Origin of the sequence: Clostridium sp. AT4, from assembly GCF_001517625.2 — a bacterium.
Lineage (GTDB): Bacteria > Bacillota > Clostridia > Lachnospirales > Lachnospiraceae > Enterocloster.
Genome location: NZ_LN999827.1, coordinates 122,207 through 136,907 on the forward strand (window position 1 = coordinate 122,207; position 14,701 = coordinate 136,907).

Sequence of the window (14,701 nt, forward strand, 5' to 3'; positions counted from 1 at the left end):
ACATAAAATGCGCCGCTTCTATATATTTTATCCCTGTGATCCTATAGATTCTATATACATATTTCGGCGCAGCATGAAAATTTATAAGATATGGCGTGGACGTTCTTTTACATCCATACAAGCTCTTATGGACTGACTTAAAACAGCCACACGGAATTTATTGTGGTAATAGGTTAACAGCATCGGGACTGCCGTATTATCTGCTACAATATATTTAGGTGGTAGCCTGGTAAGCATCAGTGCCTTCACATCTGCCTGACAGCGGCTACAGGTACAGGTATCATTACTTTTCAGTGCGTCAAGGATCAGTTCCGGAGTAAGGATCTCCTCCATGATATTTACGACCCGGTAACTTGGACGATCTTCCTGCTTCTGCTCTTCCTGTTGTTCTGGTTCTTTCTGTACAGGTGTCCCTGCGTTTGTTTGGGGCTGCTCTGTCTGCTCTTGTGTCTGTTCTGCCTGCTCATTTGGCTGCTCTGTCTGTTCTTCTGATCGTTCTGTCTGTTCTTCTGACTGTTCTTCCTGCTCCCTGGGCTGTTCTGCCTGCTCTTCTGTCTGTTCTTTTTCCAGCTCCCGGATCAGATTCTTCTGGATCTCTTCTGCCAGCTTTCCTTCTTCTCTTGGATCAACTACAGTTACATTAGCGGAAGGTACTCTTACCGGTTCTTCAGCAGCTGAGCCTTCCTGCTGTGTTTCGCCAGAAGGCGCAACTGGCGGCTGTGAACCTGTGATCAGGCTCAGAACATGTGAGGTTTTATTTGTTTTTTTTGCCATATTATTTCTCCCTGAAACCTATGATCTTTTCTACCTCATCTAAAAACTTTACATAATCCTTTACAGCTGATGATCTTGGACTGTACTCAAAAATACTTTCTCCATGGGCCGGTGCTTCTGCAATAGCCACTCCGGACCTTATTTTTGTGTCAAATACCCGGGTTTCCAGCTGCCCGGCCAGCTGCCCGGCCATTTCCAATACATCCCTGCAAAGACATGTTCTTGGATTAAAGCGGTTTAGCAGAATACCCATGATCTTAAGGCCGGGATTGATCTGTATGCGGACAGATTCTACGGTTTCCTTTAACTGTGACAGACCAACCAGACTGAGGATATCCGATGCCATTGGTATAATGAGATAATCAGAAACTGCATATGCATTAACTGTAAGAAGATTTAATGCAGGCGGAGTATCGATCACAATATAATCATAAAAATCAATTACCGGCTTTAAAACATCTTTCAAAATGGATTCTTTTTCTTCTCCCTGCTTATATTCCAGGCCGCTGCTGCTTAAAGTAATATCGGAAGGAAGGATATCGATCCCGTCTGTGCGGCTGATAGCCTTTTGTATGGATACATCTCTTTTTAATACATCCAATATAGTAGATCCTCCTTCGGTATCCAGACCAAGGCAGAATCCAAGATTTCCCTGTGGATCCAGGTCTATGCACAGAACTTTTTTACCTGCCATCGAAAATCCTGCCGCCAGCGCTGCTGATGTTGTGGTCTTTCCCACACCGCCTTTTTGATTTGAAACCGTAATGACCATTTATGTATCTCCTTTTATCCTCTCTTCTGCATACAATATTTTCTGAAAGATCTCCCTGTATTATTTACCAAGGCGCTCCATAGATTCCTCTACCTGTTTTACCAGTTCCTGGATCTCCTGATACACAGCGGCTGACTCATTTGCCATACGTCCGATCTCATCTGCTACAACACCAAAGCCTACACCTGCTTTTCCGGCACGGCCTGCTTCAATGGCTGCATTCAGGGAAAGCATTTTTTCCATCGTAGCCGTCTGCTCCAATCCCTTTGCCTTATACTTGATCTGTCCTACTGCATCCCGTACTTTCTTTTCCTCTTTTGCAAATGCTTCTACGCTGTCTGCATTGCTCTTCCGGTAATAAAGGGCATTAGCCCACAGATTCAGCATCTCAGCTAAAAGCTGTCCACTGGCACTTACTACTTCCTGGCTCGGGGCTGAATCACCCGGGTAATCTCCAAGGACGATACCTCCGATCACTGTACCTGCACGGAATCCTCCTACTGTAAGATCCTGGGTAAACTCACGCAGTTCATTGTGTTTTCCACTGGTATAACGGCTGTAAAAACTGGTAAAGGAGCTTCCTCTTATAATATATTTTCCCTTCATATCCACTACTGCTGCTGTCATGCCTGTAGCCGTTAAAAACAAATCCTGGATCCTCTGAAGCTCTTTCATATCCAGGATCTGACGGATATCCAGATTTTCTGTACTTTCATCTTTTGTAACGGTATCCATATAGGAAGTTTTCCCTGATACAGCTGATCCTGTTGCCTCTTTAGAAGCTGTAACTTCATTTTTGGCTCCATTCTGGATCCACTGGGCCAGCTTGCGGTCTGTTTCCCGGATATGCTTAACCAGCACGCTTACCATATAGTTGATCTCGCCCAGAGAATTGATCGTCGGGCCTTCCTGCTCCAGCTTTATAATGGCATCACCCAGTTTCTGTTTATACCATTCATGAAATTTATGATGTTCGGTATATTCCGGATATTTTGACTGCTTCTGGAGATCCTCCTCATCTGAAAAGTGTTTCGTTACATATTCAACAAGAAATTCTCCCAGACTTGAGATCTTTTCTCTTCCATTTCCTTTTGAGCATGCATCCAGAAGGGTATTGACTTCGTCAAAAATCTTCCTGTGCTCACTGTCGATCAGTTCATTTCCTGTTAAAAGATCCTGTGTTAATACATATTTTTCCATCCTTAGAGTCCTCCTTACTGCTGACTGTGCTGTTCTTTGAAACGGGCAAGCAGTTCATCCATTACTGCGATCAGATGCCCGATCTCCGGCTTTGAAAGCTGCTCATCTGCCCCTAATTCTTTTCCCTTCTGCCTCATCTGATCATTGATCAGGGAAGAGAAGATGATAACCGGGATTTTCTTTAAATGTTCGTCATCTTTGATCAGCTTTGTTAGCCTGTGACCATCCATTTCCGGCATTTCGATATCTGTAATGACCAGATTGACCTTATCATACAGATCAGAATCATTATGTATTTGTGAAAGATAATCCCATGCCTCCTGGCCATTGGAAAAATTCTTTATATTGGTAAATCCGGCCCTTTCCAGGGAATCATCGATCATTTTACTTAAAAGAATGGAATCTTCCGCGATCACAATAGGACTGTTGCAGATAGGGCGGTCTCCCATCTTATCTACATCTGTCACCTGTATAGTTGTTTCCGGTGCAATCTCTGCCACGATCTTTTCAAAATCCAAGATGATCACCAGTTCTTTTCCGCACTGGGCAATACCGGTAGCAACACTGTCAGCTCCATTTGCAATGGTCTTATCTGGCTTCTGTATATCTTTCCATGAAATCCTGCTGATACCTTCGATACTGTCTACCCTGAAAGCGACCGTCATTTTATTAAAATTTGTTACGATAAACAAATCTCTTGGCCCATTTTCCCGGTCATTTCCTGTAAGATATTTTGCCAGGTTGATCACTGTGATCAGCTCATCCCTTGGTTTAAAGATGCCTTCTACTGCCGGGTTTGCATGAGGCATCGGTTTTACCTTTTCACTCATGATGATCTCCTGGACTTTTGCCACATTAATGCCATAAAATTCACCCATAACTGTGAATTTCATTACTTCGATCTCGTTTGTTCCTGATTCTAAAAGAATCCCTTCTTTTTCATTTTTGACCATGATCTTCTCTCCTTTTTTCTGTAAACAGGCATGTCACCTGATGGTGACACCACCATAAATGAAAGCCCTGGCTATAGATGGCGTTCCGGTCGTCCCACTGTACGCACGATCACATCACCTGTTGCAAGATCTAAAAGCATGGTACGGGCATAATTTCCTCCTGTATCCTCTGCCGAGATACAGATTCCTTCCTGGGCCATGACTTTTTTCACACTTTCCGCATTTCTCTGCCCAATGTTTCCAAAGCTGCTGTTTCCGCTGATCTCAAACATCTTGGCTCCCCCTGCTATCTTGACTACCATCCGGCTTTTTACCATACCGAATATTTTCAGCTTTCTGAGAGTTTCCCTGATGCCGCTGTCTGCAAATTTAAATGGATTGGAATCCCTTCTTTCAAACTGGGCCGGAAGCATGATGTGCAGAAGTGCTCCCAGGCGGGTGACTGGATCATAAAAGGTTATCCCGATGCAGGAGCCCAAAGCATAGGTTATGATCCTTCCTTCCCCTCTTGAAAACTTCATATCACCGATTCCCACTTTTAATTCTGTGCCTCCGATCATTATGAAACTCCCAACCTCTCTAAAATATCGTTTAGAGAACGAATATCCGGCAGCATGAGCAGCCAGTCAGAAAGTGCTTTTCCGCCGATCACAAAATCTGCATTGCAATACATCAGTTTATCTGTTTCATATCCATACTCAGCAATAGGTACCATTAAGATCCCACCCAGCATATTGATGGTAGCACTTGGAACAGACAGTTCCACATCTACATTTACCAGCTGTGAAAAAGCATTGATATAAGAACAGATGATGATGTTTCCCACTTCTACCAGCGCGGATCTGACCATTTCGTCCATATCCAGAAAGGACTTATAACGGCTTCCAAGCAATTTTTCCAGCACTTCGTTAGCAAAATCCAGATCAAAAAGGAACAGCATCAACCCTTCAATGTCCCCTGACATTTTTACAAGAGCTGCAGCAACGAGCTCCTCCGCATCACCGATCCGGTTCATGGCATCATTGTATCCCAGGATATTCACAGATGGGATCGAGATCCGGACTTCTTTCTGAAGGAGCTTTGAAAGAGCAGTTGCTGCATGACTGGTACCGATACTGCCGATCTCCCGCATTACATCCAGTGCCTGCAGGTCCATATCTTCATATCGCTTTATTTCCATTTTTTACCTTATCCTCTCAGTGAATTGATCGTTCCTTCTATATCATCTGATGTAGTGATCATTTTTACAGCATAAGAAAAGGCTCTCTGACATTCGATCACATGAACCATTTCTTTTGCCATATCTGTGCCTGAATTCTCCAGTGCACCTTTTTGCAGGGCTGCATCTGATTTTAGGGACGCTTCCATTCCATCCTGTGTTTTGTATTCATTATCTCCTACGCTTAAGAGACGGCTGGGATTTGAAAATGTGTATACACTTACCTTAGGAAGGTCAGTATCATTCTCTGTGTCATCTGTATCATCAGTATCGTAGTCATTGTCTTCTGACTCTGATTCCTCCTGCAGCTTCTCTACATCTGTTACCTCCAGTTTAAGAGGCTGCTGGTTCTGGTCCAGCACCAGCTTGCCATCTTCTGTTGTAAGATAAAATCCATCTTCACGTTCTCCCCTGTGAAAATGACCGTTTCTTGTATAGGTGATCTCACCTGATGTAGGATCCTGTATCATAAAAAATGCATTAGGCTCCATAATTGCATAATCATATTCTTTTCCGGTCTGAGTAGCACCGGCTGTACTAAAATCCGTCCATGTGCGTTCTACCCTGGCTCCTGCACCTGTCTGCAGCTCTGTCTGGGCATTTTCAGAATCATTGAGATTATAGTGGATCAGTTCAGAAAAAGCCGCTGTTTTAGGTTTAAAGCCTGTATTGTTGATATTGGCCAGATTATTGGATACAACTGACAATTTTTTTGTAAACTGTCCGGCTCCTGCTGCTCCTGTATAAAATGACATATTCATTTCCTTATCCTCCTTACAGCTTACCGACATCTGACACAGACTTACTCATGATCTGATCATACATTTTCAGTGACTGGGCTGCGCTTTGAAGCGCTCTCTGAGATGACATCATAGCCGTCATCTGCTCCACCATGTCTACATTGGATTTTTCCAGCATTTTCCACTGAACAGTTGTATCTGCAGGTGTTGTTTCTGCCTGCGCAGTAGAGAAAAGTCCATTATCCTCTGCATGAAGCTGCCTCTGATCTGGAAAATCCACTACTTTCAAAGTTCCATAATCCTCTATGGTAACTTCCTGGCTGCCGCTTTCTTCACCATCAGACTGATTTGTAATAGCAGCAGTAATATGTCCTCTGGAATCTACTGTAAAGTTCTCATTTTTGATCTGGACAGGCTGTCCTTCTTTGTTTAAGACTCTGCCTGCCTGGTTTAAAACCAGATATCCATCTTTATCTACTGAAAATGAACCATTTCTTGTATACCGGATGCCCTGTGATGTCTGGATGCAAAAAAAGCCATTTCCATTTAAGGCAAAATCATAAATTCCATCTGTCTGTTCCAGACCGCCCTGGTCATAATTGGTATAAACCTGCTTTGCTGTCTTTATTTTTGAAACAGAGGCTAGCTGGGTTGGATTTTCTTTGTTATATTGTCCTGTACGGTAAAGCATTTCCTCTTTAAAAGTACTGCTTACCATTGTCTCGTTCTTATATCCAGGAGTCTGAATATTCACCATATTATTGCTGATGGTATTTAAGTTCCTGCTCTGGGTCAGCATGCCTGACGCCAGATTATAAAATCCCTGATACATCTGACTTTATCCCCTTTCCGTTTTTCTTTTCTATAAACTGGCGCAGCTTACGCAAGGCGATCGTGTGGATCTGGGATGCCCTGGGCTGGCTGACACCTATGACCCGGCCTACCTGTTCCATTTTCAGTCCCTCCATATAATGTAGTGCCAATGTTTTCTGCTCTTTCTCATTTAACTGGGCTATGCCTTCTGCAAGCACCCGCATATCCTCTTCCCACAAGCATGCATCCTCAGGCTGTGTCTGGGTTTCATTGTTTACATTGTTTATGATCTGGACTCCCTTAGTTGTATTATGGTTTTCCAGCAGAAGATCAAGAGACTGGATATTTCCCCTGTTTTTCATAGAAATGATTCTCTGGCAGCGTTTTTTTTCTATTCCAAGATGCTTTGCCAGCTCATCAACTGTTGGTGTTCTTCCTAATTCCAGCTTCATGTCCTCGCATGCAGATTCTATAATACCCAACTGCTTGTAAAATCCCCGGGGCATCCACTCCTGTTTCCTTACATAATCCAGCATTGCTCCTCTTACCCGCGTTGTGATGTATGTGGAAAACTTAATATTCTTATCCGAATCATACATATCGATCCCTTTTATGATTGCCACCACACCTTCGTTCACTGCATCTTCCATCTGCATGGTGGTAGAATAAAGATCATATAGTTTCGTTGCCATGGTTCTTGCTATGTACAGATACCTCATGGTAATCTCTTTCTTTATTTCCGGATCTTTCGTTTTTTTATAAAGCGCAAATAACTCCTTCTCTGTCTTTTCCTGCTTATCTTCCATAACTTTACTCACTCCTGTTATCTGCTGTTTATATCATTTGCTCGTGCACTTATGATCCCTTTTTCATTGTACTTATATTTCCAATTGACTGGATCTGCACATTATTTGCGATCTCATTAAATGAAAGCACCCTGATATTAGGATAAAAGGGTTCTACCAGATGGTAAAAATGGATCCTCATAACCTGTGAAGTCAGGATCACCGGGTTCTGTGATAAACCACTGAACTTTTTTATCTGCTCTGCCAGCTGCCGGATCACATGCTGGAGCATTTCCGGGTTTAATGCCAGATATAAGCCATTTTCCCCTTTTGACAAGGATGCGACCATTTCCCGTTCCAGCTGGGCATCCAGTGTGATCACTTTCATGCATCCATCTGTACAGTACATGCGGGTAATGGTACGTTTAAGAGCTGTCCTGATCTTTTCTACTGTCTGGTCCAGCTCTCTTGGAGGAAGACCTGTTTCTGAGGCTGTCTGCATCAGATTCTCTACAATGGTCTCCAGGTCACGGATCGGGATCCCTTCTTTTAGAAGATTTGTAAGGACTCTCTGGAAATAACTGTAGCTGATCATCTGTGGTATTGCCTCTTCCACCAGCTCAGGAGCTGTTTTTTTCAGATTTTCCGTAAGCCTTACCACTTCCTGTCTTGTAAGCAGTTCGTATGAATGCTGCCGGATCACTTCTGAAAGATGCATGAGCAATACAGACAGAGGATCAATGACCGTATAACCATATAATTCAGCCCGATCTCTGTTTTCAGGCTTGATCCACCTGCTGGGTATACCGTATGCCGGTTCAATGGCCTCAATACCTTCAATTTCTTCTTCCACCTCCTCTGGTTCCAGAGCAAGGAAATAATCAATCAGGATCTCTCCTCCTGCAATTTCTTCTCCTTTTATGCGGATACTATACTGACTTGGTCCCAGGGAAGAACTGTCCCGGAGCCGGATGGATGGGATCACAAATCCCATATCCTGGGCATATTGGCGGCGGAATATAACGATCCTGCTGATCAGCCTTCCGCCTACTGACTCATCTGCCAGAGGGATCAGACTATAACCAAACTCGATCTCCACTGGCTCCAGTGTAAGAAGGCTGTATACATTATTTACATCTTTAAAATATTCTTCCTCACTTACCTCCTCTTTTGCAGCAGCTGCCTGGGCCTGTGGGGAATCCTGAAGCTGGGTAGAAGGATCCATTGCCATTTGTGACAATGCCTGTGGCTCTTTTTTTATCTTTCCGGAAAGATAAAATCCGCTTCCCATAAGACATGCAGCCACAACCAGAGTCCTTACTGCCGGCATTCCAGGTATCACAGCCATAACCGCCACTGCTGCACCACTAACGATCATAGCATGAGGCTGGGCCAGAAACTGCTTTGATACATCTTCATTTAAGCTGCCTTCTGAAACAGCTCTTGTAACGATCATTCCTGTTGCAGTAGAAATAAGAAGAGCCGGTATCTGGGATACCAGACCATCACCTACTGTCGCAATGGAATAGGTACTCAGCACAGCTGAGATGCTGCTGCCGGACTGTACAATACCGATGATACTGCCGCCGATCAGATTAATGGCAGTTGTGATAAGTGACATAACTGCATCGCCCTTTACGATCTTAGTCGCACCATCCATTGCACCATAAAAATCTGCTTCTCTCTGAACCTTGGCACGCCGTTCCTTTGCCTGTGTTTCATTGATCAGGCCAGAACTAAGGTCTGCATCAATAGCCATCTGTTTTCCCGGCATGGCATCCAGATTAAATCTGGCTGCTACCTCGGCAACTCGTTCTGCACCTTTGGTGATAACGATAAACTGCATCAGCACGATGATCAGGAAGATGATCAGACCTACTACTACATTCCCTCTTAAAACGAAATCACCAAAGGCTGCAATGACACGGCCTGATGAACCTCCCTTAGAAAGGATATTTCTCGTGGTTGAAACATTGATGCCCAGACGGAACAGCGTGGTAATAAGTAAAAGAGAGGGGAATATGGAGAATTCCAGTGGCTCCCGAATGGTCATGGTTATTACCAGGATCATCATGGAGAGTGACATATTCAATATGATCGCCACATCCACCAGTCCCGCCGGAAGAGGAATGATCAAAAGCAATATGATCGTGATCACAAACATAACCACTGAGTAACTCAATAACCGTTTCATTCGTCCATTAATCTCCAACTATTATTTTCTATCTTTATTTTTCCCGTTATCCTGTTTATACAGATATACAAGGATTTCTGCTACTGCTGTATAAAATTCTGATGGGATCGGCCTGTCCAGTTCACAGGAATTGTACATAGCCCGTGCAAGTGGTTTATTTTCAATGGTATAAACATTGTTTTCCTCCCCCACCTTTACGATTCTTAACGCCAGTTCATCTAATCCCTTGGCAAGTACTACCGGAGCATTGTCATGATCCGGATCATATTTTAAAGCAATGGCCACATGGGTAGGATTTCGTATGATCACATCTGCCTGGGGAACCTTCTGCATCATCCTGCTGGATGCCATCTGACGCTGCAGGCTTTTGATCCTGTTTTTAATCTCAGGATTACCTTCTGTCTGTTTATACTCATCTTTTACTTCCTGCTTTGTCATACGAAGCTCTTTTTCGTATTCCCAGCGCTGATACAGATAATCGCCAAAAGCAATGACCGTAAAGGCAATACATACACGTACCAGCAGATCAAATAGCATTTTCATCATATAGGCTGCAGATGCTGCAGGATTCATATCGATCATTGATGCCATAGGCTGCAGATCCCGTTTCAGGATGTTATAAAGCAGTACCAGAAGCAGTGTTATCTTGATGGAGTTTTTTACCAGTTCCACTATGTTTTTCATGGAGAACAGCCGTTTTATACCTGAAAGAGGGTTAAGCCGGTTCCATTTCGGCCGGATGGATTTAAAGGATACATTAAAACGTGTTTGTACTCCATGCGCCACAATTCCAAGTAAAAGGGCTAAAACCAACAGAGGAAGCGCACATTTTAAAAACACAGACAGTGTAACAAAAACAAGGCTGGCTGACAGCATATCTTCTGAGGATCTGGTCGCACCATCTATGACCCAGGTCATATAAGTTTTCAGCTGTCCGTATATAAAGGGAATCCATATGCGGATCCCGGAAAATACGCCTGCCAGGATCAATACCGTAGCTATATCCCTGCTTTGAAAGATATTTCCTTCTTTTCTGGCATCCCGCCGTTTTTTGGCGGTAGGCTGTTCTGTTTTCTCCTGACCACTCTGTCCCATCTTCTGTTACACTCCCTTCAGACTGGTTTCATATTGCTTAAAAGCTTCCACATCATCTGATACATATATGTAAAGATGGTATCTATATAATCTGCCATTGGCGAAAACAACAGAAGCATCATCAAAAGCCCCATTATGATCTTTACCTGGAAATTTACTGTAAAAACATTGATCTGGGGAATGATACGCATCAGGATCCCCATTGCCAGTTCTGTCACAAGCTCAATTGCTATCATTGGAAATGCAAACTGCATACCAGTAAGGATCCCCTGGCAAAATCCATCTGTGATCACATAGACCAGCATGGGATTAAATGTCACTTTTCCAAAAGGGATCAGCTGTACTGACTGGTAAAACAATGCTAACAGCCGTAAATGACTGTTGCTGGCAAAAAAGAGCAGTACCATAAATCCATAATAAATACCGGAACTGACCGTTGACTGGGTTCCATACTGGGGATCATAAACCTGGGCCATGCTAAGTCCCATTGAATAATCCATAATGGAAGAAGCAAACCGGATCGTAAGGAACGCCAGTTCCATTGCAAAGGCTAACACTGCCCCAAGAAAAAGCTCTCCTGCAAGCATCAGGATGTATTCTGCCATTGACTCCGGATATGCTATCTTGGTCTGGTCTGTACACAGATACAGGAGCAGGGCCAGGGCAAAAACAAAATATGCCCTTATTTTTACAGGAAAATTACTTTTTCCAAAAAGTGGATTGAATCCGATGGCTCCGCTCATACGCATCACTGCCATTGAAAATGTGATAAACATAGATCTTTTTTACCCCTTTGCGATCAATTCCACTATGTATTGAAAAAATTCCTGAAGCATAACCAGCATAGAACTTCCTAAAAAACCTAAAAGCACCATAATAGCCAGCAGTTTGGGTACAAATGTCATCGTCTGTTCATTAATCTGTGTAGCTGCCTGAAATACAGCAATAACCACACCTACGATCATACTGAGCAGAAGAAACGGAAGCGACAGCTTCATTGCCAGCTGAAATGCTTCATACATGATATCCAGGATCTGTACTTCTGTCATATTTTTACCTCTTTCCTACCGGAAGCTTTGTACCAGACTGGAAAATAAAAGTTCCCAGCCATTTACTGTAATAAATAAAAGTAACTTAAAGGGAAGAGAGACCATAGTTGGCGGAAGCATTACCATACCCATGGACATAAGGGTGGTAGACACCACTATATCTATAAGCAGGAATGGAAGATAGATCAGAAATCCTGCCAGAAACCCTTTTTTTAATTCGCTGGTCATAAAAGCTGGTACAACAACTGTAAGCGGATATTCTTTCACATCTTTCTTAACTTCCTGTTTTGACATCTGTACAAAATGATCCAGCGTATCCTTCTCTGTATTGCGAAGCATGAATTGCTTCAGTGGATCTGCCATACGGCTTACTGCCTCTTGCTGCGTGATCTCCCCATTTTTATAGGGCTCGTAGGCAACCGTATTGATCTGGCCTATAACCGGACTCATAATATACAGTGTCAAAAAAAGTGCCATTCCTGTCAGGACAATATTCGGCGGCGTCTGTTGGACTCCCATTGCATTTCGCGTAAAGGAAAGTATGATTATGATACGCATAAAGGAACTCATCATAACCACAATGGAAGGAAGCAGTGCTGCAAAGGTGAGCAGCATGATAATGTCCAGTGCTGGAACATTTCCTCCATTTAAGCCTGTAATCAGTTCATTCATGATCATTCTCCTCCTTAAGCCGTTCCAGAACCTGTATCCCTGTCTGACTGGTTCCAAGCAGATATTGGGTTTCATCCAGCTTAAGAAGGATAACGTACTGATCGTTCCCTACTTTCAGCTGTTCCAGTATCTGCATTCTTCCCCCTTTTTTTCCATAGGAGGCATTTTTTCCCAGGTAGCGGCTTGCCTGCCATGCCAGAAACAAAATGACCACAAAAGCAAGCAGCATACCTGTTGTAGAAACAATATCTGTTATCATATTAAAGGCTCTCCGGATTGATATCCCTGGTTACAATATCGGTAATACGGATACCAAAATTATCCTCTACTACTACAATATCTCCCCTAGCAACACACTGTCCATTTACATACAGGTCTGCCTGTTCTCCTGCCATTTTATCCAGGACTACAAGAGATCCCTGGGTAAATTCCAGAATATCCTTTACCAATTTCTTAGTGCGTCCTATTTCCACTGATATCTCCAACGGCACCTTCATGAGCATTTCCTGGTTGGCATTTTCTTCTCCATTTTCACTTCCAGAAGATTCAAGACCAGGTGCATTGGCCGGCCGGATCAGGGCAGGTTCCCTGGATTCCTTTTTCTCTTCCTGTTCCCTTTTTTCCATATCCTGCATCAGCTGCATCATCTGCACCTGTGACTGCTGCATCTGATACAAAAGCTGTAAAATAGCCGGGTTCATATCTGCGGAAATACCAGCTGGAATCTGGGAATATACAGGCTGCGATGTAGGTGCTGGCTGCGGTGCCGGTGCTGGTTGCGGGGTCGGTGCTGGTTGCGGGGTCGGTGCTGGTTCTGGCTCAGGCCGCGGTTTTTCTTTCTCTGCTGCCTCTTCTATCACCTTCTCTGCAGCTTCTTCTGCTGCCTTTGATCCTGACTCCTTATTTTCTGCCGGGATCTCTGCGGCTTCTTCCAGGGATATCTCAAATGGTTCCAGTAACCTTTTTGCAAGCTTTTCCGGCATGATATTTAAAAACTCACTTTTCAGTTTTCCTTCGATCTCAAGGATAAAGGAAATGACTACCATAGGAGTTGCTTCCGGGAAATACTTGTTTTTAAAGCTTTCTGCGTCTGTGATCTCAAAAGAAACCGGTGTGGATATATTAACTGTAAATTTCAGAAACTCTGAAAGTGCCGTCGCTGATGCACCCATCATCTGGTTCATTACCTCACAAATAGCACTTCTGTTGATCTCATCCAGTTCAAATTTATCATCTGGTATCTCTTCTCCCAGAAGGGTTCCTACTATGATGCGCACGTCATTTCTGCTGAACATCATAATATTGCTTCCTTCCAGTCCTTCTACATAAGCGATCTCTACTCCTACTGCCGGTTCCAGCTTTTTAAATTCAAACTGATCCCTTGTAAGGATCTTTACCTTTGGAGTCGTAATGTGAACGGTAGATCCTAAAAGTGTAGACATTGCTGTCGCTGATGCTCCAAGGCTGATATTCATCATCTCCCCAAGAGCATCTATTTCCATCTCATTAAAGCTGAGTGCACCCATTCTTATTTTCCTCCTGTTTTCTACTTACCGATTTCCAGTGCTTTCTGAGCCATCAGCTTAATTGCGTTCAATGCTGTTACATTTGCTTCATAAGACCGGGTCGCTGACATACTGTCTACCGTTTCTTTCAGCACATCCACATTTGGCATAGTCACATAGCCGTCTGCATCCGCATCCGGATGATCCGGATCATAAACTTTCTTAGCTTCTCTGTCATCTTCCACAATGCCAGAAACTCTTACTCCTGCATGACGGCTGGTTATTCCTTTTCCTCGTGCTGCATTTTCCATTGCCTGGGCAAAAGACGTATCTGAATAGCTTTCAAGAAGTACATTTTTCCTTCGGTATGGACCGCCTGACTCCGTCCGCGTTGTATCCATATTTGCTATATTTTCTGCTGCAATATCCATCCTGACACGCTGTGCGCTCATTCCAGAGGCGCTTATATCAAATGAACCTAAAAACGCCATAACAGTTCCCTCCTTACGGATCACTTTCCTAAAATATCATTTACAGTTTTTACGATCCTCTGTGCATCAAAAGGCTTCACCACAAAATCACGGGCACCTGATTTGATCGCATCAACAACCATGCTTTCCTGTCCCATTGCTGTACACATAACAACTTTGGCATTTGGATCACCTTCACGAATTTTTTTCAAAGCCTGAAGCCCATCCATATTTGGCATGGTGATATCCATAATTACCATGTCCGGTTTTTCTTCACTGTATTTTTTTACTGCTTCTGCCCCATCCTGTGCCTCGATAAAATCGTTATATCCACTTGCACTAAGAGCTTTCTTGATCATCATCCTCATAAAAGCAGCATCATCTACCAGCATTATCTTAGCCATTTCTTATTCCTCTTCTTCTTTCATTCTTATTTATACTCCCGTATTCCGGAGCGTAT

General features: G+C 43.4%; 18 protein-coding genes. All 18 read right to left on the reverse strand.

The window, feature by feature from the left end; genetic code table 11:
• Positions 1-81 precede the first annotated feature (81 nt).
• Positions 82-774 (reverse strand): late competence development ComFB family protein, encoded by a 693-nt coding sequence (locus BN3656_RS03745; RefSeq protein ID WP_066544339.1) that lies wholly within the window; start codon positions 772-774, stop codon positions 82-84.
• A 1-nt stretch (position 775) separates the two neighbouring features.
• Positions 776-1,546: a ParA family protein gene (locus tag BN3656_RS03750; RefSeq protein WP_066544341.1), complete on the reverse strand. Its 771-nt coding sequence runs from the start codon at positions 1,544-1,546 to the stop codon at positions 776-778.
• A 60-nt stretch (positions 1,547-1,606) separates the two neighbouring features.
• Positions 1,607-2,746 carry a hemerythrin domain-containing protein gene (locus BN3656_RS16790; protein ID WP_242962929.1) on the reverse strand — a complete coding sequence of 380 codons (1,140 nt, stop codon included), beginning with the start codon at positions 2,744-2,746 and terminating at the stop codon, positions 1,607-1,609.
• 14 nt (positions 2,747-2,760) lie between these two features.
• Positions 2,761-3,699, reverse strand: coding sequence for a chemotaxis protein (locus BN3656_RS03765; protein WP_066544348.1), 939 nt, complete (start codon positions 3,697-3,699; stop codon positions 2,761-2,763).
• 71 nt (positions 3,700-3,770) lie between these two features.
• Positions 3,771-4,259 carry a chemotaxis protein CheD gene (locus tag BN3656_RS03770; RefSeq protein ID WP_066544351.1) on the reverse strand — a complete coding sequence of 163 codons (489 nt, stop codon included), beginning with the start codon at positions 4,257-4,259 and terminating at the stop codon, positions 3,771-3,773.
• Positions 4,259-4,879, reverse strand: coding sequence for a chemotaxis protein CheC (locus tag BN3656_RS03775; protein WP_066544354.1), 621 nt, complete (start codon positions 4,877-4,879; stop codon positions 4,259-4,261). The genes BN3656_RS03770 and BN3656_RS03775 overlap by 1 nt, the downstream gene beginning before the upstream one ends.
• An 8-nt stretch (positions 4,880-4,887) precedes the next feature.
• Positions 4,888-5,679 (reverse strand): flagellar hook-basal body complex protein, encoded by a 792-nt coding sequence (locus tag BN3656_RS03780; RefSeq protein ID WP_066544358.1) that lies wholly within the window; start codon positions 5,677-5,679, stop codon positions 4,888-4,890.
• 13 nt (positions 5,680-5,692) lie between these two features.
• Positions 5,693-6,490: a flagellar hook-basal body protein gene (locus tag BN3656_RS03785; protein ID WP_066544361.1), complete on the reverse strand. Its 798-nt coding sequence runs from the start codon at positions 6,488-6,490 to the stop codon at positions 5,693-5,695.
• Positions 6,471-7,277: a sigma-70 family RNA polymerase sigma factor gene (locus BN3656_RS03790; RefSeq protein WP_066544364.1), complete on the reverse strand. Its 807-nt coding sequence runs from the start codon at positions 7,275-7,277 to the stop codon at positions 6,471-6,473. The genes BN3656_RS03785 and BN3656_RS03790 overlap by 20 nt, the downstream gene beginning before the upstream one ends.
• A gap of 49 nt (positions 7,278-7,326) precedes the next feature.
• Entirely contained in the window at positions 7,327-9,450 is a 2,124-nt protein-coding gene (gene flhA / locus BN3656_RS03795) for a flagellar biosynthesis protein FlhA (protein WP_066544367.1), read from the reverse strand.
• Between the two features lie 21 nt (positions 9,451-9,471).
• Positions 9,472-10,545 (reverse strand): flagellar biosynthesis protein FlhB, encoded by a 1,074-nt coding sequence (flhB, locus tag BN3656_RS03800; protein WP_066544370.1) that lies wholly within the window; start codon positions 10,543-10,545, stop codon positions 9,472-9,474.
• Between the two features lie 17 nt (positions 10,546-10,562).
• Entirely contained in the window at positions 10,563-11,321 is a 759-nt protein-coding gene (locus BN3656_RS03805) for a flagellar biosynthetic protein FliR (RefSeq protein ID WP_066544373.1), read from the reverse strand.
• Positions 11,322-11,330: 9 nt separating this feature from the next.
• Positions 11,331-11,594 (reverse strand): flagellar biosynthetic protein FliQ, encoded by a 264-nt coding sequence (locus BN3656_RS03810; RefSeq protein WP_066544376.1) that lies wholly within the window; start codon positions 11,592-11,594, stop codon positions 11,331-11,333.
• A 15-nt stretch (positions 11,595-11,609) separates the two neighbouring features.
• Positions 11,610-12,266 (reverse strand): flagellar type III secretion system pore protein FliP, encoded by a 657-nt coding sequence (fliP, locus tag BN3656_RS03815; protein WP_066544377.1) that lies wholly within the window; start codon positions 12,264-12,266, stop codon positions 11,610-11,612.
• On the reverse strand, positions 12,259-12,525 hold the full coding sequence (gene fliO / locus BN3656_RS03820; protein ID WP_066544384.1) for a flagellar biosynthetic protein FliO: 267 nt from the start codon (positions 12,523-12,525) through the stop codon (positions 12,259-12,261). The genes fliP and fliO overlap by 8 nt, the downstream gene beginning before the upstream one ends.
• 1 nt (position 12,526) lies before the next feature.
• Positions 12,527-13,792, reverse strand: a complete 1,266-nt coding sequence (gene fliY, locus BN3656_RS03825) for a flagellar motor switch phosphatase FliY (RefSeq protein ID WP_066544386.1) — start codon at positions 13,790-13,792, stop codon at positions 12,527-12,529.
• Positions 13,793-13,812: 20 nt separating this feature from the next.
• On the reverse strand, positions 13,813-14,262 hold the full coding sequence (gene flgC, locus BN3656_RS03830) for a flagellar basal body rod protein FlgC (protein ID WP_066544389.1): 450 nt from the start codon (positions 14,260-14,262) through the stop codon (positions 13,813-13,815).
• Between the two features lie 20 nt (positions 14,263-14,282).
• Positions 14,283-14,645 (reverse strand): response regulator, encoded by a 363-nt coding sequence (locus tag BN3656_RS03835; RefSeq protein WP_066544392.1) that lies wholly within the window; start codon positions 14,643-14,645, stop codon positions 14,283-14,285.
• Positions 14,646-14,701: the final 56 nt, after the last annotated feature.